A 17504-nucleotide genomic window follows, 5' to 3' on the forward strand; every position below is an offset into this window, starting at 1 on the left:
CGATGTGGACTCTCTCCGGTTTCTCCGACGAGATCTCCCCCGACTTCACCGAGCAGTGCGAGGTCGTCACCGGCCTGGGCATGACGCACGTCGAGGTGCGCAGCGCCTGGGACGTCAACATCCTGGACCTGTCCCCCGAGCAGCTCGAGAAGGTCAAGAAGACCCTGTCCGCGTACGCGCTGAAGGTGTCCTCGATCGGGTCGCCGATCGGGAAGATCGCCGTCACCGACGACTTCGCGCCGCACCTGGAACGCATGAGGCACGCGGCCGAGGTGGCGCGCCTGCTCGACGCGCCCTACATCCGGATCTTCTCGTTCTTCATCCCGGCCGGCGACGACCCGGCCGCGCACCGCAACGAGGTCATCGAACGGATGCGGGCCCTGACGCGTGTCGCCGAGGAAGCCGACCTGATCCTGTTGCACGAGAACGAGAAGGAGATCTACGGCGACGTGCCCAGCCGCTGCCTCGACCTGATCCGCTCGGTGGGCTCGCCGTATCTGCGGCTGGCGTGGGACCCGGCCAACTTCGTGCAGGTCGGCGTGCGTCCCTACACCGACGGGTACGCCCAGTTGCGGCCGCACGTCGAGTACGTGCAGATCAAGGACGCCCTGCTGGCCGACGGCACGGTCGTGCCGGCCGGGCAGGGCGACGGCGAGGTGGCCGAGACCCTCCGGGCGCTGCGGCACGACGGTTTCGACGGCTTCTTCTCGCTGGAGCCGCACCTGGCCGCCGGGCACGCCACCGGCGGATTCTCCGGACCCGACCTGTTCCGCACCGCCCACAGCGCCTTCACCGGCCTGCTCAAGACCGAGGAGATCGAGTACGCATGAGTGTCCCGAAGTTCGCCATCGTCGGCGCGGGAGTGATCGGGCGCCAGCACGGGCTGGTCACCAGCCAGCTCACCGACCGCCTGGAACTGGTCGCGGTCGTCGACGTCGTCGGAGAGCGGGCCGCCGCGCTGGCCGCCGAGCGCGGTGGCCGCCCGTACACGGCGCTGGCCGGCGCCCTCGCCGCTGAGCAGATCGACGTCGTGGTTGTGTGCACGCCGACCGGCCTGCACGGCGTCGTCGCCGTCGAGGCCCTCGACGCGGGCAAGCACGTGATCATCGAGAAGCCGGCCGAGGTGACCGTCGCGCGGACCGACGAGATCATCAAGGCCCGGGACAAGGCGGGCACGCTGGTCACCGTCATCTCGCAGCACCGCTTCGACCCCTCCACCGAGAAGACCCTGGCCGCCATCGCGGCCGGCGAGTTCGGGCGGGTCAGCTCCGGGATCGCGGCCATCGACTGGTGGCGGGGGCAGCGCTACTACGACTCCGGCGACTGGCGGGGCACGTGGGAGCTCGACGGCGGCGGCGCGCTGATGAACCAGGGCGTGCACACGGTCGACCTGCTGGTGGCGGCGCTCGGGCGGCCGGTCGAGGTGTTCGCCTGGACGGGCACGCTGGCCCACGAGCGCATCGAGGTCGAGGACGTGGCGACCGGCGTGGTGCGGTTCGAGTCGGGAGCGCTGGGGGTGCTGCACGCGACCACCTCGGCGTACCCGGGGCTCAGCGCCCGCCTGCAGGTGCACGGCGACCGCGGGTCGGCGGTCATCGACAACGACCAGCTCGCGTTCTTCCACTCGACGCCGGTGGGCGAGGACATCGAGGAGCGGCTGATGGGCACGACCCAGGTCACCTCGGGCGGCGGCGGCGACACGGCCAGCGCCAATCCGGGCCAGCTGTCGGACGCCCACCGGCTGCAGTACCTGAACTTCCTCGACGCCCTGGCCGGGAACGGCGAATTGCGTGTCGACCTGGAGACCAACCGGCAGTCGATCGCGGTCATCACCGGGGCGTACGAGTCGGCCCGCACGGGGAAGCCGGTGAGGCTGGCATGAGCCGGATCGCGGCCAACCCCATTCCGTACTGGGCCTCGGCCGGCAAGACGCGCGAGGTGTTCGACGAGGCGTTCAGCGACTTCCACGCGATCGGCTTCACGGCGGTCAAGGCCGACGTCCCGGACGACATGACGGCCGGCGAGTACCGCGCGTGGATCGGGCGGTACGGGCTGGCGCCGTCGCTGAGCCTGTTCAACTCCCCGTTCGACGACACGGTCGAGGTCGCCGACGAGGTGGAGAAGGCCAGGCAGTTCGCGGGCACACAGGTCGCGCTGGGCCTGGACCGGACGATGGTGTCCTCGATGGCGGTGCCGGCGCGGATCGAGCAACCGGCGGTGGGCGCCGGGTTCGACGAGGGCCGGCTGTCGCGGGCGATCGACATGTGCGGCGAGGTGTGCCGTGCGCTGGCCGCCGAGGGCCTGCGGCCGTTGCACCACTCGCACGTCGGGGGCGTCTTCGAGACCGAGCACGAGATCACCCGCCTGCTCGACGACCTGGGCGCCGACGTGATCGGATTCGGCCCCGACACCGGGCACCTGCGCTGGGCCGGCATCGACCCGGCCCCGTTCATCCGCCGCTACGCGGACCGGCTCGGCGGCATCCACATCAAGGACGTGTTCCCCGACCACCTGTCCGGCGGCTCGGGCTCGTACCGGGAGAAGACAGCGTCGAAGCGGCTGTGGGCCGAGCCGGGGCTGGGTGTGGTCGACTTCGACGCCGTGCTCGACGCGATCCCGCCGGACTACGACGGTGACTTCATGATCGAGGTGGACGAGCCGTCGGTGGAGTCCAAGCTCGAATCGCACCGCATGTCGTTCGCCTGGGCGCGGCAGGCGCTGGGTGGCAGGATCGAGGAATGACGTCGGCGGTGATCGGGCGGGCCACGCGGGTGGGCGGCCCCGAGCGGGTGCTCGGCGAGGCTGAGGTACGCGAGTTCGTCGCGGCGCAGCTGGCGGGGCTCGACCTCGACGGCCGCAGCGTGTGCGTCCTCGTGCCGGACGCCACGCGCACCTGCCCGCTGCCGCTGCTGGTGGGCGCTGTGCACCAGGCGCTGCACGGGCGGGTGTCGCGCTTGACCGTGCTCATCGCCCTGGGCACACACGGGGCGATGTCGGCCGAGGCCCTGGAGGCCCACGTCGGCGTCTATCCGGACACTCAGGTGATCAACCACGAGTGGTGGGATCCGTCGACGTTCGCGAACCTGGGGACGATTCCGAGCGCGCGGATCGAGGAGCTGTCGGGCGGGCGGATGCGCGGCGACGTGCCGGTGCTGCTCAACCGGGCCGTCGTCGAGCACGACGTCGCGATCGTCGTCGGGCCGGTGCTGCCGCACGAGGTGGTCGGCATGTCGGGCGGGAACAAGTACTTCTTCCCGGGCGTGGCGGGGCAGCAGATCATCGACGTCTCGCACTGGCTGGGGGCGCTGATCACGTCGGCCGAGATCATCGGGACGACCGGGCTCACTCCCGTCCGGGCTCTGATCAACGACGGGGCGGCTCTGATCCCGGCCGAGACCTACGCCTTCTCTGTGGTCACGGCCGAGACGGACGTCGGTGAGGAGAGCCGGCTGCACTCGGTCTCGTTCGGCGACTGCGTCGCGTCGTGGGCCAGCGCGGCCGAGATCAGCGCCGCTACCCACGTGACGTACCTGGAACGGCCGGTCCGCCGCGTGCTGTCGATCGTTCCGGCGATGTACGACGAGATCTGGACCGGCGCCAAGGGCTTCTACAAGGTCGAGCCGGTGGTGGCCGACGGCGGCGAGGTCATCCTGTACGCGCCGCACATCACCGAGATCGCCACCAGCCACCCGCAGATCCACGAGATCGGCTACCACTGCCGCGACTACTTCGTGAAACAGTGGGAGCGGTTCGAGCACATCCATTGGGGCGTGCTCGCCCACTCGACGCACCTGCGCGGCGCCGGCAGCTACGACGCAGAGACCGGGGTGGAGCAGCTGCGGGTGCGGGTCACACTGGCCACGGGCATCCCGGAAGAGGTGTGCCGCGCGGTCAACCTCGGCTATCGCGACCCGGCCACGATCGATCCGGCGGCGTTCACGGCCGACCCGGACACGATGGTCGTGCCGCGGGCCGGCGAGGTGCTGTTCCGGCTGCGCTGACCCGTTCGCCCCTGCAGTTGAGCAGATGAACGCCGGACCATCCCCAGGAAATCTCCGACGTGGCCAAGGCCCAACTCGGCCGCAGAGCTGCAGCCCCGTTCTTCTACAACGGTGCCGCAGGCAAGTGAGATTAGGACGTACGTCCAAGACCTTCAGCCAGGAGCCTCGAGGCGAACACGCGCGTGCGGGTGCTCGCATTCAGCCCCGACGGCAAGGTGCTGGCGGTGCACGGATGCAACGGACGCCGACTTTGTCGACCGCCCGGGAAGGTCATCCGCCGAGTGTGCGCGTCGGCCGGGAACAGGACCTCGGGGGCGCAGGGGGAGACCTACCTGCCGGGGTTTCCGTATGCTGTCCTGTGAGGACGTCGACCGATGTTTGCCATCGGCTCGGGTGCGGCGTACTGTTAGCGTCACTGAGGGCGGCTGGTGGATTGCGACCGACGATGTCGGTCACCAATAAGCACGATCCAGCCACGAACCCCGAGTAAGCCTCGATCTACGTCGAGGCTTACTTTTCTCTCCGGCGGGACCCGATGGCCTTTCTTAATTGACCGAGCCATCTCATCCCAATCAGCCGATTGTAGGGTTTCATTTCCGGTTGTCCTGGTTCAGGATAAGCGCGCTGCCTCCGTAGCGACTCGAATGGTGTGCTGATGACACTCAACGAAGCGGTCCTCCTGGTCGACTGGCTCAACCTCAGCATTCACCTGAAGAATCAACGCCTGTCCTTCGGCTCCGATCTGGTCGGCGATCTGATCAAAATCGCACGTGATGAGTGTGCCCGGCACGGCTCGACAGAGCTGGTGCGCGCCCACTTCGTTGGTGAGCAGTTTGCTCCCAGCGTGGAAGACGCGATCACCAGCACCTTTATCGCCCGCTTCCACAAGACCCGCACCGCCAAGGAGCAGGCAGATCTTGTGCTCGCGGTACTGGCGATGGATCACATTCACGCCCCAGGCGGCGGGCCCGCACTGTTTCTGCTGGCCACCGGCGACCAGGATTTCATTCCGCTGGTCGACCGCATGATCGAGGCCCGGGCCGAGGTAGTGCTCGTCGTCGCTTCGACGCGCACGCTCTCCCCGGAGTATCGGCGCATCGCGGCGCAGCAGAACGTCAGGCTGCTGTCGCTCACCGACGTCCTGGACATCAAGCCGCTGCCGGAATCCGACGCCGACGCGGCCGCTACCCGGGTGCTAGGCCTCTACCGGGTGTGTATGGCTGGCGGTGTCCTCGGCGGCGACCAGACCCGCAACATCCGCATGCTTGCGGATTGGGGCCTGCTGCAGTCGGGCGACGAAGAGGTTGAGCACACCGCCTGCCTGCAGCAGTTCGCTCGGGTCGATACCCGCAAGGTCGCCGTGCCAGCGAAGCGGGACACCGGCAACCGACCCGCAGTGCTGCGGCGCACCTGCCTGAACTTCACGTCGGCGACCGTCCTCGACATCATCGAGGACGCGGACTGGGTGCTTCGGCGTACGGGCAATGCCGCGCGGCTGCCGACCATCGGCGACCTCGGCGTGGGCCGGTTCGCCGCCGACGACGGCCGACGCCTCGCTCGGATCATCGGCGCAATGAAGGACGTGGGCTGGCTGATGGAGCGGTCGGACGGCCGGTTCGAGTCGCGTCTGGAGTGGTCGGCCGACGGGCTGCTGGAGCCGCTGTGGCGAGTAATTTGCGAGATCAACCGTAGGGCGTTCGCCAGCCACACCGAGGGCGTGTCCCGCGATCAGCTGTTCCAGGATCTGCGGTCGGCTCCGATCGCCGCCGACATCGACCGAAAGGGCGGCAAGGCCGCGCACGAGGTCATCGACCATGCCCGCCGGATCGGCGTCATCGATGCCATTCCAGCGGGATCGGACGGCTATGCACTGGCGGTCATCGAGTCTCACCCCGTGGCCCACTCGGTTGCCAGCTCCCTACGTACGCTCGGGAATCTCCTGGCAGACCAAGTTGGCGTGGCCGTTCCCGAGCACGAGGTGCTCGCCCTGATGCGCGAACGGGACGAGCACGCCGGCGCCCAGGTGCTCTTCGGTTACGACAACCGTGACCGCCAGCGGATTCTGCGAGTGCTGCGCCGTTCCGGCCTGCTGGAACGGCCCCGGGGCAGCGAGCCGATGGTGCGCCTCAAGCGCACGCCGTGGCTGGAGCGGATCTCCTGAAGCGAACGCATCTCGTGACGTCACAGTGCCAATACGCGACGGCTGACCCAGCGACGGCCCTGCCCGGACAACTCCTCGCTGGTGACCACCACGGTCAACTCCGCACCCTCGAGCACGTGCGCCGTGAAGACCGAAATCCGCCGACTGGCACCCTCGACCATGTCGAACGGGCCAGGGTCGAGCAGTTCGGCGTCCGGCGGTTGCCGACCGTCGACGGCGATCGAGGTGCGGACCTCGGGACCGCGTCGGTGCCCGAGAATCAGCTGGCGCTGCTTCACCCAGTCGTGGACCGACGGGTTGTTCTGCCGCGAGATCGCGGCGAATCGGCGGCCGTCACGGCGGTCTGTCCGCCAGGTTCCCCACTCGCCTTCACCGGCGAACTCAACAGAGAATTCCGGGGCGTCGCGCAGAGAGCGGTCGTCGGCCTCAGCGGAAAGCTGGCGTCTCAGCAGGTTTGCCTGCTGGGTAGCGGCGATGGCCTGGGCGGAGCTCGCATCGGCCGCTCGGCCGGAAATCTCCGCCATGTGCCGGGCAATGCGAGCCTGCCAGATCGCCACTGCCACGCCACCCACCGAGATCAACAACGCAACCGCTGAAATGATCAAGGACAAGTCGGCCGACTTCATCGACATACGGTAAGCCTCGTCATCGATCATCACAATCGGTTGAATCGTTCGCGAGTCCACAGCGACCGATGGGCGTCCGATTGACGGAATCGAATCGCCCGTTCGGCGATGGCCGAGGCCCTGGCATACGCGTAACCTCGGATTTCCGAACGCCGTCCGGGCGGCGCTCATGCTCATGCTCATGCCGGTAATTCGCTCTCGAAAACGATGAGGACAAAGGTGGATCTCGACCTTGTTCAGGCGGTTGCTAAGGTCGGCGACTTCGTTTACGTGCACCAGAACACCGGCCACCAGATCGCTGGCACGCTGGCCACGCTGAGCATGAGCCATCTCGTCGTGGAGGAGCAGGGCACCGGGGCCAAGCACGCGGTCGCGTTGGCCAGCATCATCACCGTGACCACCGGCCAGCCGCAGAAGGCCACCGCGGCGGAACCGGCCCCACCCGCTCCCGCGGTGCCTTCCCCGGCCGAACCGGCCGCGCCCACGCCGGAGGCGCCTCCGGTCATTCCGCGCCTGATCGTGCCGTCGGGCGCAACGACAATCATCATGCAACGCCCATTGTCCGCGCCGGATTTCGTCGCGTATGCCAACGACAAACTGTTCAACCTGCGTAGCCACAAGGCCGCGCTGGACCGCGTCCGGCAGCAGTTCGAGTACGCCGTAAGGGTGAAGGAGCTCGACCCGCGCTTCGGCCGGTGCGCCAGCATGGCTACCGAGATGGACCAGATCCTGGTCGGCGAGCCCCATTCGAGCTCGGCCTTCCGGCTGGCCGGCTACCTGCACTACATGGCCAGCCACCTGCAGATCGCCAGCGACCGCTATCTGAGCGCGGCGCTCATCGTCCCGGATGTCGCGCCCTATTGGTGGCTCGACACGGCGATCGCGGCGCTTCGCGCCAACCGGGTGGACATCGCCCAGCAGGGGCTGATCCGCTATGTCGACGACACGACGCCGCAGGAGGACCCGGACGCATGGTGGGCGTTGCTGGCGTTGTCCGAACGGCTGGGCGCGACTCGTCTGCTCCACCTGATCCGCCCGGAGGCCGAGGCCACGCCCGAGGTGCGACGTTCGGTGCTTGAGGCGTGCCACAGCCTAGCCAGCAGTGCGGGTGATCTGGAACTCGCGGCCCGTGCCGCGAGGATGCTGACGGAAGGCCCCGAAGCGGCCGTCCCCCCGATGCCGACTCTGCCCCCGCTGGACATGCCGGCCCAGATCGTGCTGAAGAGCATGACGCCGCGGATGTTGCCGGCACCACCCCGGCAGCGGCCGGTACCACCGCCGGCCAAGCCGGCAACTCCACAGCGACGGGCGGAGCGGAACGAGTACGACCAGGCCAAGTATCTCGAGCACCGGGCCAAGGACTTGGAGCGGGCGAAAAGGGCGTACCGGGACGCGATCCGAAAGAACATCAACGCGGAGAGCGCGATCAAGGACCTGGCGTGGCTGACCCGTAGGGTCGATGGGCCGGAGGCCGCGCTACGGGTGATCGAGGAAGAGTTCGCGGATCGGTTGCCGCCGAGTGCCTCCCTAGATCAGATCCTCATCGACTTCTACATGGGTTCCCAGCGGTACGAGGACGCGTTACGGCTGCTGGAACCAATGCTCGCCGGACATCTGGAGGCTGGGCAGCGCAAGGTAGTGTTGCGACGGATCTGCCAGGCCAAGCTCAGCCTGTCGCAGGACGCCACGCCATACGCCGAGGAGCTGTTGCGGGTCGCGCCGTCGGAGGCATCGGCCCGCCGCACATACGCCATCGCTCTGATGCGCCGGGACCAACCGGGCGACCTGGGCCAGGCAGAAGAGGTGATCGAGGAGCTGCGCAGCAAGGAGGACGCGCAGGCGTTGGAAATCGTCGACAAGATCCGGCAGATGCGCGAGGGCGGCAGTACAGCAGACCTGGACTTGCTGGTCCGCCGGCTGTCCGACATCAGGTTCGAGGCGATCTCCGACTTCGGTCAGTACATCCTGGACAACTTCGCTGAGGCCGCGGACGGCATCAGGCAGCAGCGCAAGTTTGCCGCGAACGACATCCGCTACCTCCGGACCCGAGCCCAGGAGGCACGCAACAAGCGAAGCCGGGAAAGGTACGACGCGTACATCTCCGCCGCGAAGATCGAGCTCGAGGTCTCTACCGTTGACGGTGGCGGGTCCGAGAGCGCTGAGCGTAACGCCCAGGCCTTCTTCGACCTACTGTTACGCGGGCTCACCGCGCTCGGCGACACCATGCTGTCGACCAATACCGAGGTGGCCCGGGAGATCTACTTCGAGGCTCTGGCATTGGCCGACCAGCTCAGGCAACCGACCATGCAGGAGTATTGGAACGCGCTGCAACGCTACCTTCGGTCAATCTTCGACAGCCCGGAGTCGCTCACGGTGTCCCACGACCGGGGCGGCAACACCAGTCTGTCGGCGGCCGAGGTGGGCGTCGCCCTCGCCGACGACCTCCGGGATGTTCCCGAGCACAGTGTTCAGCAACTGTTCGAGGCGGTCGACGAGCTCGCGGCCCGGACCAGATTCGCCTCCGAATCGGCCATTCGTGCGATCGAGCACGTCCCTTCGCTGGCCCGAGCTGCCCGTCGGCACTTGGCCGAGTTCCTGGATCTCCGGTCCCCGGATGTTACGACCGAACGGGTGATCGAGGCGTGGCGAGAGGCAGGCCTGCGTCGGCAGTCCGATCGTGACGAGATCGAACAGCAGTTGCGGCTCCTGCACGGCCTGGAAGTCGGCGAGGTCAGTCTTGATCGCGCCTTCACGGTGTTGGACAACCTGCACAGCGAGCGGACGGTCGCGCTGGCGGTAGACCGAGAGGCGTGCCGAAAGCTGCAGACGAACTTCCGGCTGCTGCAGTACGGGCTCAAGGAGCCCGGTTTCGAGGAACGCGAATTCCGCTATCTGCAGGTGCAAGGCGCTATGAGGGACTTCGCCGAACAGGTGAAGGCGGCACCGACCCGACTGGCCGTCAGGAACTTGTTGCCGATCGCCTCCCGCACCTTGGCCCAGGTGGATCGGACGTTGGAGCGGCTCTACGCCGACCGTGAACCCGACCCGACGCTCTCGCTCGCGCTCGTCGAGTACACCCCGGACTTGCACAACCGGATCACCGTGCAGGTGAAGCTCTACAACGAGCCCAGTTGCGCGCCCGTGGAGTCGCCCGAGTTGGTCGTGAACCTCGCCGCCGCCGCCGATGGGATCAAGGTACTCGATGTGGTGAAATCCGTACCGACCGTGCGCGGCGGCGACGCCAAGATATCGTCGATCCAGGTGGAGCTGAGCAAGGAACTGGTCGCATCGGGCGCCTTCAGCCTGCCGATCGACGTCACCTACCGCACCCGCACCAACGAAAAGGGGCAGATCAGTGCGACGCTCGCCGTACGCCTGATGTCCGAGGCCGACTTCACCAAGATCAGCCCCAACCCGTTCAAGGACGGTGCGGCCGGCCGCACCGTCACCGACCCGGATATGTTCTTCGGACGCGAGGAACTCGTCGATCAGATTGAGGCGCTGCTGGTGGACGCGACCGGGCCCGGCGCCGGCGTCGCGATCTACGGACAGAAGCGAGCTGGTAAGTCATCGATCCGTCTGCACTTGTCCCGCCGGCTCGAGAAGAGTGACCGATTCCTGGTAGTCGACGTCGCGAACATCGGACAACTGGCGCCGGTCAGTGTCGGCGAGGCCAATGCCACCCTGCAGATCCTGCTGTGGACGATTCTTGCCAAGGCCGACGCCGTCGTTCGGCAACGGTCCGCCGCCCTGGGCGATCCAATCGAATTCCTGCCAGCTGACCTGCCCCGGGAAGAATTCCTCGCGAGCAGAGTCCCAGTCGGCGACTTCATCACTGTGTTCGAGCGCTTCAACGCCGAGGCCGCACGCCGTAGCGAGTGGCGTGATCGTGCATTCATCGTGCTGATGGACGAGTTCCAGTTCATCGCAACCTGGATCGCCGAGGGGCGAGTCTCGTCCACCTTCGTTCAGGCGCTCAAGGCGGTCCTGGAGCAGCGGTTGTTCCACCTTGTGGTGGTTGGCCTCGACGCCATGCAGTCGTTTATCGACAAGTACGCCAACGAGTTCGGCGTGTTTGACAAACGCCGGGTCAACTACCTCGAACCACGGTACGCCCTAGAGCTGATGGATCGACCGATCCGGATCGGCGGTCCCGACGGCGAGTCACGGTACCGGGAGCGAGCGCAGGAGCAGATCCTGAGTCTCACCGGTGGCAACCCCTTCTACATCCAGCGGTTCTGCTATCAGTTAGTGGAACATATGAACAGCTCGAAGGCGCCGCTGGTGACTGAGGCCGATGTCGAACTCGTCCGGGAGTGGCTGCTCAACGACTTCGGGCCGGGCGACTTCGACAACCTGGAGACCAGCGGCGAGCCCTCCACCACAGCGATCGCGACGGAGGCGGTCCGCGAAGTTCTCACCGCGGTAGCGGTCGCGGCCAACGACGGCCGGGCGACGATCGAAGACGTGGAACGGAGGTGTTCCGTACCGAACGTGGTCTCGATCCTCAAAGACCTCGAGGCGCGTGAGGTTGTCGTCCAGGAAGCGGGCACCTATCGGATCCTGGTACGCCTCTACCACGACTGGCTCCGCCGGCGGGTGGCCTGATGACCAGCGGCAACGCCTACCAGAGTGTGGGCCAGCCGGCTCGAGGCGACCGCTTCGTCGGGCGCGAGGACTTGGTCGCCCGGGTACGCGGTATCGTCGAGGGCGATCGGCCGTCGAACATGTCGATCATCGGCAACCATCGGACCGGCAAGACCAGCCTGATCTACCGCAGTCTGATCGACATCCCGGCGGTCCGGCGAGATCTCGTCGTGGTGCTGGTCGGGATCGGCAAGGTCGGACGAATTGAGGACGTCTTCCGGCTGATCGGACGCGCCACCGTGGAGGCGCTCGACAGCCTGCCGGCGCGCGACCTTGCCGGGCTTACCGTCACCCTGGATGCACTCGAGGCCGAGTCCAGTTGGTACGGCATCATGAGCCAGTTCATCAAGCTGTTCAGCACCATCCACCAACGCGGCCTGAAGGTGCTGATCGTCCTCGACGAGTTTGATCGAATCAACCTGGCGGGGATTCAGACGGCGCATTTCCAGTTACTGCGTGACCTGTGCACCGAGGATTGGTCGTCGACCGGTCTCGTCACTGTCTCCCGTCAGCGTGTCAAGACGCTGGAGCTCGGCTCGACCAACGGGTCCTGTCTCGACCAGGTGTTGGCCGTCCGCACGTACACCAAGTTGTTCGAGCCCGGCGAACAAGATGCGATGCTGCGGCGGGCTGGCGAGGTGGGAGTCGACCTGGAGCAGCACACCGAGTGGATCACGAGCGTGGCCGGTCGTCACCCGTACCTCCTGGAGCTTCTCTGCTACGAGCTGGTGGAAAGCTCGGGCGAGATCGACTTGGCGTACCGGAATGTGCGCTCTGCGTACGCCGACTTCTTCGCTCGCCTCATCCGGATCATCGATGCTGACCTAGGTGGCTCGGGTGTCGACAAGCTCTACCAGGTCGTTGACGGTATCGGCCTCGACGTCTCCATCGACGACGCTCTCGCGCTGATCCGCTACGGTCTCGTCGTCGAGGCGGGTGACCAGTCGCTGATACCTTTCTCTCCCGAATTTGGCCGTTATCTGCTGTCGATCGCCGATGGCCGCGACTTCCGCAGCCTGTGGCTCGACTGCGAAGTGGGCTTGCGGCGGCTCATCCGATCGGTCCTTTCAGAGGCCGCCCCAGATGGCGACAGTCTCGGCCTGCTGCCGGCTTCCTTCAGTAAAATCATCAGTGACGCCCGATCCCGGCAAGGTCGATACGGACCCGTCGTCGACTGCTCGCTGGACACCATCGACTACCTGAACCCGAACGACCTTTTCCAGATCATCGTGGTGCGATGGGACCTTTTCGAGGCGATCCTCGGCGAAACGAAGGGCGCCTGGCAACGCCGCAGCGAGGCAGTCATTCGAGCACGCAACGAGGTGATGCACATTCGTCCGATCCCAGGCGAACTTCGGCTACATGCCCAGATGGCAGTCACCGCGATCGTGACCACCCTCCGCCGGCTGGGCCACTTGCGTTCCGTATCCACTATCGGCGCGGTCATCTGATCGGGGCGCTCGAAGGGTTGCCGGCCGTCTGCATCGCAACCTGCGCGAGCCATACAGAAGCCTGGTGACCACGACGCTGCACGGCAATGGCGAGCCGAGGATTGTGGCCTGACCCGGCGACCGAATCGGCGAAATCGAACCCGGGCCGGTGGTGAGGGTCGAGCAGGCCGAGCGGGATGTCGGCAAGCGCGGCGTCGGCGAGTACAAACCGCTCGCGGACCGCGAGGTCCTCGAAGTCGTGGTGATGCGGCGGATGTCGTCGACGCTTCGCTCACCGTCGTGTCGATGGGGGTGACCACGAGGCGGCACGATATCGGCGCAGTCCGATCCGGGAACGAAGGTCGTTCCCGACGCTGAACCAAGAGATGCAGATTCAAGCCGATCATCCGCAACGAGGGCAAACCGCACGAGCAGACACCGAAGGCCATCGGCCAGGGCTGGAACGCCTTCAAGCGGATCCTCTAACTCCCCACCGCCCGTTCGCGGCTGCCTGGAACCTCGGTCGGGGTTCCTGGCAGTCGCCGTCTGAGCGCGACCTGGCGGCCCGCGGCCAGAGCGGTCGATCCGCGTACGACCAGTCGCACGGGCAGCACGAGCGGGCGCCCACTCGGTTTCGCCCCCTGCGCCACCGCGATGCAGTTCTGCATGCCGGTGAAGCCCATCCGGTACAGCGGCGAAGCGATCGTGGTGAGCTGCGGCTCGACCAGCTCGTCAAAGATGATGTTGTCGAATCCGACCACGCTGACCTGCTCGGGGACGACCACGCCGAGCCGGCTGAGGCCCTTCATGATGCCGATGGCGAGCTGGTCGTTGTAGGCCTGGACGGCGGTCGAGTCGGATTCGGCGACCCGCAGAGCGGCGCTGAGACCGGCGAGCACAGTCGGCTCGTACGGCCCCAGCCGGCGCGCCTCCAGCCCGAGGTCGGCCGCGGCCTGACGCAACGACCGCCACCGCACACCGTCCGACCAACTGGTCTCCGGCCCCGCCACGTACGTGATCTTCTCGTGCCCCAGCGACGCGAGATGCTCGACGGCCCGACGGATGCCGCGCTCGGCGTCGTTGAGCACGCAGTTGGCCTCCGGGATGATCCGGTTGAGCAGCACCACGGCCTTCTGCTTGGCGACCATCCGCAGCGCCGAGTCGGTCATCCGCGAACTGGCGATCACCACCCCGTCGACCTGGGCCAGCTCCTGCTCGATGGTCTGCCGCTCCACCCGGGGCGACTCGTTGGTGTGCGACAGGATCAGCTGGTATCCGGCCTCGCGCGCCGCCTCGTACGCGCCCTTGATGATGTCGCCGTAGAAAGGATTCGTCACGTCCGCGACGACCAGCGCGATCGCGTTCCGCACCGTGCCCGCGGGCGGCTGCCCCGCGGTGGCCGTGCGATAGCCCAGCCGATCGGCCGCCGCGAAGATTCGCTGCGCGGTGTCCGCGTTGACCCGCCCCGGACGCGCATAGGCCCGCGACACCGTCGAGGCGGCAACTCCCGCCTCGCGCGCCACGTCGTAGATAGTCGGGCGGCCCATGTCGAGGATGTTAAATCCGTATTCCCCACTAAGACAGCCCTCCGGACAACCGGCTATCGCACCCTGCCGGACCACGGGGTGGTTGGTCCCCGTCATAGTGGGTCGTGCGTATTCCACTCGTCAGCGCCCTCACGGCCGTCGCCCTGACCTTCCCGGCTCCCGCGCTCGCGGCCGGCAGCGCTCTCGCCGGACGAGTTGCGCCCGCGACGGTGTGCGCCATCGGCGACAAGCGGCTCGACGAGCTCTCCGGCATGGTGGCCGCGGGCGGCGGCTACGTCGTGGTCAACGACGGCGTCGATCAGGCCTCCCACCGGAAGATCTTCTTCCTGGACAGCCGGTGCCGCGTCACCCGCGCCGTGTCCTACCCGTCGCGTCCGCGTGACACCGAGGACCTGGCCCGTGCCGCCGACGGGACGCTGTGGATCGGCGACATCGGCGACAACGGAAGCAGCCGCACCACTGTCGCGCTGTGGAAACTCGCACCCGGCGCCAGGAGCCCGATCCTGTACCGGCTGACCTACCCCGACGGCCCGCACGACGCCGAGGCGCTGCTCGCCGCCCCCGACGGCACGCCCGTCATCGTGACCAAGAACGCCGGAGCCGCCGGCCTCTACACACCGGCAAGCCCACTGAGCCGCAGGAACGCGACCCCGCTGACCAGGGCCGGCGCCGTCGACCTGCCGCCGTCCACCACCAGCAACCCGTTCTCGTTCCTCGGCCGCGCCTACATCACCGGCGCCGCCTCATCGCCCGACGGCCGCCACGTAGCCCTGCGCACCTACGCCGACGCCTTCGAGTTCGACGTTCCCGGCAACGACGTCGTGAAAGCCCTGACCTCCACCACCCCGCGCCGGATCCCCCTGCCCGACGAGCCCCAGGGCGAATCCCTCACCTACAGCGCCGACGGTCGCTCCCTGCTGACCGTCTCGGAATCCTCCGGCGAACAGGCCGGCGCCCGCCCGGTGATCCTCCGCTACCCCCTGCCCGGCCGCCCCGCCGCTCCGTCGGCCGCCGCTCCGTCGCCGGACGCCTCGCCGTCGCCGGACGCCTCACTCCCCCGGGCCACGGCTGTCTCCGCCCCCGAACAGCCTCCGTTCAACTACATCGCCGTCGTGGCCGGGGCGGCCGGCCTGCTCGGGGTCGCGCTCGCCGCGGTTCTGGCACTGAGAAGTCGCGTGCGTAAGCGGTAGGCCGGACGATGCCGAGGCGGCGCCCCGGTCATCGTCGCCAAGAACGGCGGGACGGCCCACTGAGCCGGCGGTCACTCGACCGGGAACCGCCAGCGCTGGCTCTTCAGGTTCTTGTTGCACGCCATGACGTAGAGCTGTTCCCCGCCCTCGTGCGCCTCTTCCGGAACGGCGAGGCATTTGCCGGTCGCGGGATTCTTCAATTCGTACCGGGCGGTTCCGGGGATCGGGTCTCGATCCGCTGTCGGTCCGCTCTCACCGGCCGGGCCGGGTGCGGACGGTCGGCTTCCCGACAGTGGATCGCCAATTCGACGGACATCGCGCTCCGGCTCACAGTTACCTCACAGGTCAACCGATCTCATAGGCGCACGTGATTTCGCGCGGACTATGGGGGGAACGGTTGTGAGTCGGGCTCGGAGATGGGGACTGGCCGCGCTGGCGGGCGTGATGCCGGCGACGCTGGCAATTGTGGGAATTCAGGTGGCGGACGCCGCCGCGACGCCGCCCGGGGCGCGGCTCATGGCGGCCGGCAAGAACATCACGGCCGAGCGGTACGACGCCGGCAACCAGTACGCCGTGAGCCTCGACCTCGGCCTCAACGTCGTCGCCGGCCAGGAGGCGATCGAGGTGCGGGCGAAGCGCAAGTCGTACGCGGACCCGATCGTGGCCGACGTGATCAGCAAGAAGGGCAACAAGCGCCTGCCGGCCGGGACGGTCACCGACATGTCCGGGCTCAAGCGCTTCTCGACCGTCACCGTCAAGGACGCCAAGGGCAAGGTGATCCGGCTCTACACGACCAACTTCTGCCCCAACACGTACGACTCCGTCCGTACCCGGCCCGAGGCGCCGGCACAGACGCCGTACCCGATGAATTGCGGCGGGGAGAACCCGTTCACGCTCGGGTCGGTGTGGGGCATCCAGGCCGGCTGGGCCGCCTCGACCGAGGACGCTCCCCCGACCGGCAAGCCGTTCGATCTGCCGGTCGGCAAGTACACGGTCGGCGTCACGGTCAACGAGGCGTACCGGAAGGCGTTCGACATCGCCACCAAGGACGCGTCGGTGTCGCTCAACCTGACGGTCAAGAAGGGTGAGTACGGCGAGAAGGCGCTGGCCGGCGACCACGACCACCACGGCCCGCAGGTGTCGGACTACCGGCCCGAGTACCGGGTCGCGGCCAAGCGGCCGGCCGCGGCGAAGGCGCCGGCCACCGGCCCGAAGCCCGACCTGCGTTCGCTGCCCGCGTGGGGCATCTCCATCACGCCGGGCGCCAAGAACAAGTGGCACGTCAACTTCGGCGCGACGGTCTGGAACGCGGGCACCTCACCGCTGCTGGTCGACGGGTTCCGCCGCAGCGGGGCGGGTCTGATGGACGCGTACCAGTACTTCTTCGACGCTCAGGGCAACCAGGTCGGCGCCGTGCCGGCCGGGACGATGGAGTGGGACGCGCGGGCCGGGCACGAGCACTGGCACTTCACCGACTTTGCGCAGTACAACCTGCTCCGCGCGGACAAGAAGCTCGCGGTGCGCAGCGGCAAGGAGGCGTTCTGCCTGGCCAACACCGACCAGGTCGACTACACGATCCCGCTGGCCAAGTGGCGCCCGCTGAACACCGACCTCGAGACGTCGTGCGGGGAGAAGGACTCGGTCGGCGTCCGTGAGGTGCTCGACATCGGTAACGGCGACACCTACACCCAGGACCGCCCGGGTCAGTCGTTCGACATCACCGGCCTGCCCAACGGCACGTACTACATCGAGGTCAAGGCGAACCCGGCCGGCAAGCTGAGCGAGTCGAGCGCGACCAACAACACGTCGCTGCGCAAGATCGTGCTCGGCGGCACCGCCAAGAAGCGCACGCTCTCGGTGCCCCCGGTCAACGGCATCAAGGGCTGACCCACGCCGCCACCC

The 17504-nt window shown here is 67.5% G+C and carries 12 protein-coding genes; 9 read left to right on the forward strand and 3 right to left on the reverse strand.

Annotation, left to right across the window (positions count from 1 at the left end; genetic code table 11):
- Positions 1-2 precede the first annotated feature (2 nt).
- The 5 genes from KXC43_RS01190 to KXC43_RS01210 all read left to right on the forward strand — a co-directional run bounded on the left by KXC43_RS01190 (position 3) and on the right by KXC43_RS01210 (position 6162).
- Positions 3-830: a sugar phosphate isomerase/epimerase family protein gene (locus KXC43_RS01190; RefSeq protein WP_221373965.1), complete on the forward strand. Its 828-nt coding sequence runs from the start codon at positions 3-5 to the stop codon at positions 828-830.
- On the forward strand, positions 827-1882 hold the full coding sequence (locus tag KXC43_RS01195) for a Gfo/Idh/MocA family protein (protein ID WP_221373966.1): 1056 nt from the start codon (positions 827-829) through the stop codon (positions 1880-1882). The genes KXC43_RS01190 and KXC43_RS01195 overlap by 4 nt, the downstream gene beginning before the upstream one ends.
- Complete coding sequence (locus KXC43_RS01200) at positions 1879-2742, forward strand: sugar phosphate isomerase/epimerase family protein (protein WP_221373967.1); 864 nt, start codon at positions 1879-1881, stop codon at positions 2740-2742. The genes KXC43_RS01195 and KXC43_RS01200 overlap by 4 nt, the downstream gene beginning before the upstream one ends.
- The gene (locus tag KXC43_RS01205) at positions 2739-4001 is read left to right on the forward strand and encodes a lactate racemase domain-containing protein (RefSeq protein WP_221373968.1); all 1263 of its coding nucleotides are present in this window, start codon (positions 2739-2741) and stop codon (positions 3999-4001) included. The genes KXC43_RS01200 and KXC43_RS01205 overlap by 4 nt, the downstream gene beginning before the upstream one ends.
- A gap of 655 nt (positions 4002-4656) precedes the next feature.
- Positions 4657-6162: an NYN domain-containing protein gene (locus KXC43_RS01210; protein ID WP_221373969.1), complete on the forward strand. Its 1506-nt coding sequence runs from the start codon at positions 4657-4659 to the stop codon at positions 6160-6162.
- A 20-nt stretch (positions 6163-6182) separates the two neighbouring features.
- On the opposite strand, the gene KXC43_RS01215 is transcribed toward KXC43_RS01210, so the two are convergent.
- Positions 6183-7079 (reverse strand): hypothetical protein, encoded by an 897-nt coding sequence (locus KXC43_RS01215; RefSeq protein ID WP_221373970.1) that lies wholly within the window; start codon positions 7077-7079, stop codon positions 6183-6185.
- On the opposite strand from KXC43_RS01215, the gene KXC43_RS01220 reads away from it, so the two are divergent.
- Both KXC43_RS01220 and KXC43_RS01225 read left to right on the forward strand, forming a co-directional pair.
- The gene (locus tag KXC43_RS01220) at positions 7059-11396 is read left to right on the forward strand and encodes a hypothetical protein (protein ID WP_221373971.1); all 4338 of its coding nucleotides are present in this window, start codon (positions 7059-7061) and stop codon (positions 11394-11396) included. The genes KXC43_RS01215 and KXC43_RS01220 overlap by 21 nt on opposite strands.
- Positions 11396-12886, forward strand: coding sequence for an ATP-binding protein (locus KXC43_RS01225; protein ID WP_221373972.1), 1491 nt, complete (start codon positions 11396-11398; stop codon positions 12884-12886). The genes KXC43_RS01220 and KXC43_RS01225 overlap by 1 nt, the downstream gene beginning before the upstream one ends.
- A gap of 461 nt (positions 12887-13347) precedes the next feature.
- Here the strand turns inward: KXC43_RS01225 and KXC43_RS01230 are convergent, their stop codons facing one another.
- Positions 13348-14412 (reverse strand): LacI family DNA-binding transcriptional regulator, encoded by a 1065-nt coding sequence (locus KXC43_RS01230; protein WP_221373973.1) that lies wholly within the window; start codon positions 14410-14412, stop codon positions 13348-13350.
- Positions 14413-14516: 104 nt separating this feature from the next.
- On the opposite strand from KXC43_RS01230, the gene KXC43_RS01235 reads away from it, so the two are divergent.
- On the forward strand, positions 14517-15602 hold the full coding sequence (locus tag KXC43_RS01235; protein ID WP_308128916.1) for a hypothetical protein: 1086 nt from the start codon (positions 14517-14519) through the stop codon (positions 15600-15602).
- A 71-nt stretch (positions 15603-15673) separates the two neighbouring features.
- On the opposite strand, the gene KXC43_RS01240 is transcribed toward KXC43_RS01235, so the two are convergent.
- On the reverse strand, positions 15674-15802 hold the full coding sequence (locus KXC43_RS01240) for a ricin-type beta-trefoil lectin domain protein (protein WP_221373974.1): 129 nt from the start codon (positions 15800-15802) through the stop codon (positions 15674-15676).
- Between the two features lie 265 nt (positions 15803-16067).
- On the opposite strand from KXC43_RS01240, the gene KXC43_RS01245 reads away from it, so the two are divergent.
- Positions 16068-17489: a lysyl oxidase family protein gene (locus KXC43_RS01245; RefSeq protein ID WP_308128917.1), complete on the forward strand. Its 1422-nt coding sequence runs from the start codon at positions 16068-16070 to the stop codon at positions 17487-17489.
- Positions 17490-17504: the final 15 nt, after the last annotated feature.

The organism is Paractinoplanes polyasparticus (assembly GCF_019710575.1).
In the GTDB taxonomy this organism is placed as follows: domain Bacteria; phylum Actinomycetota; class Actinomycetes; order Mycobacteriales; family Micromonosporaceae; genus Actinoplanes; species Actinoplanes polyasparticus.

Coding starts and splice junctions, on each gene's coding strand:
- KXC43_RS01225 (WP_221373972.1), top strand. CDS start 11,396: ATGACCAGCGGCAACGCCTACCAGAGTGTGGGCCAGCCGGCTCGAGGC.
- KXC43_RS01210 (WP_221373969.1), top strand. CDS start 4,657: ATGACACTCAACGAAGCGGTCCTCCTGGTCGACTGGCTCAACCTCAGC.
- KXC43_RS01230 (WP_221373973.1), bottom strand. CDS start 14,412: ATGGGCCGCCCGACTATCTACGACGTGGCGCGCGAGGCGGGAGTTGCC.
- KXC43_RS01195 (WP_221373966.1), top strand. CDS start 827: ATGAGTGTCCCGAAGTTCGCCATCGTCGGCGCGGGAGTGATCGGGCGC.
- KXC43_RS01200 (WP_221373967.1), top strand. CDS start 1,879: ATGAGCCGGATCGCGGCCAACCCCATTCCGTACTGGGCCTCGGCCGGC.
- KXC43_RS01205 (WP_221373968.1), top strand. CDS start 2,739: ATGACGTCGGCGGTGATCGGGCGGGCCACGCGGGTGGGCGGCCCCGAG.
- KXC43_RS01190 (WP_221373965.1), top strand. CDS start 3: ATGTGGACTCTCTCCGGTTTCTCCGACGAGATCTCCCCCGACTTCACC.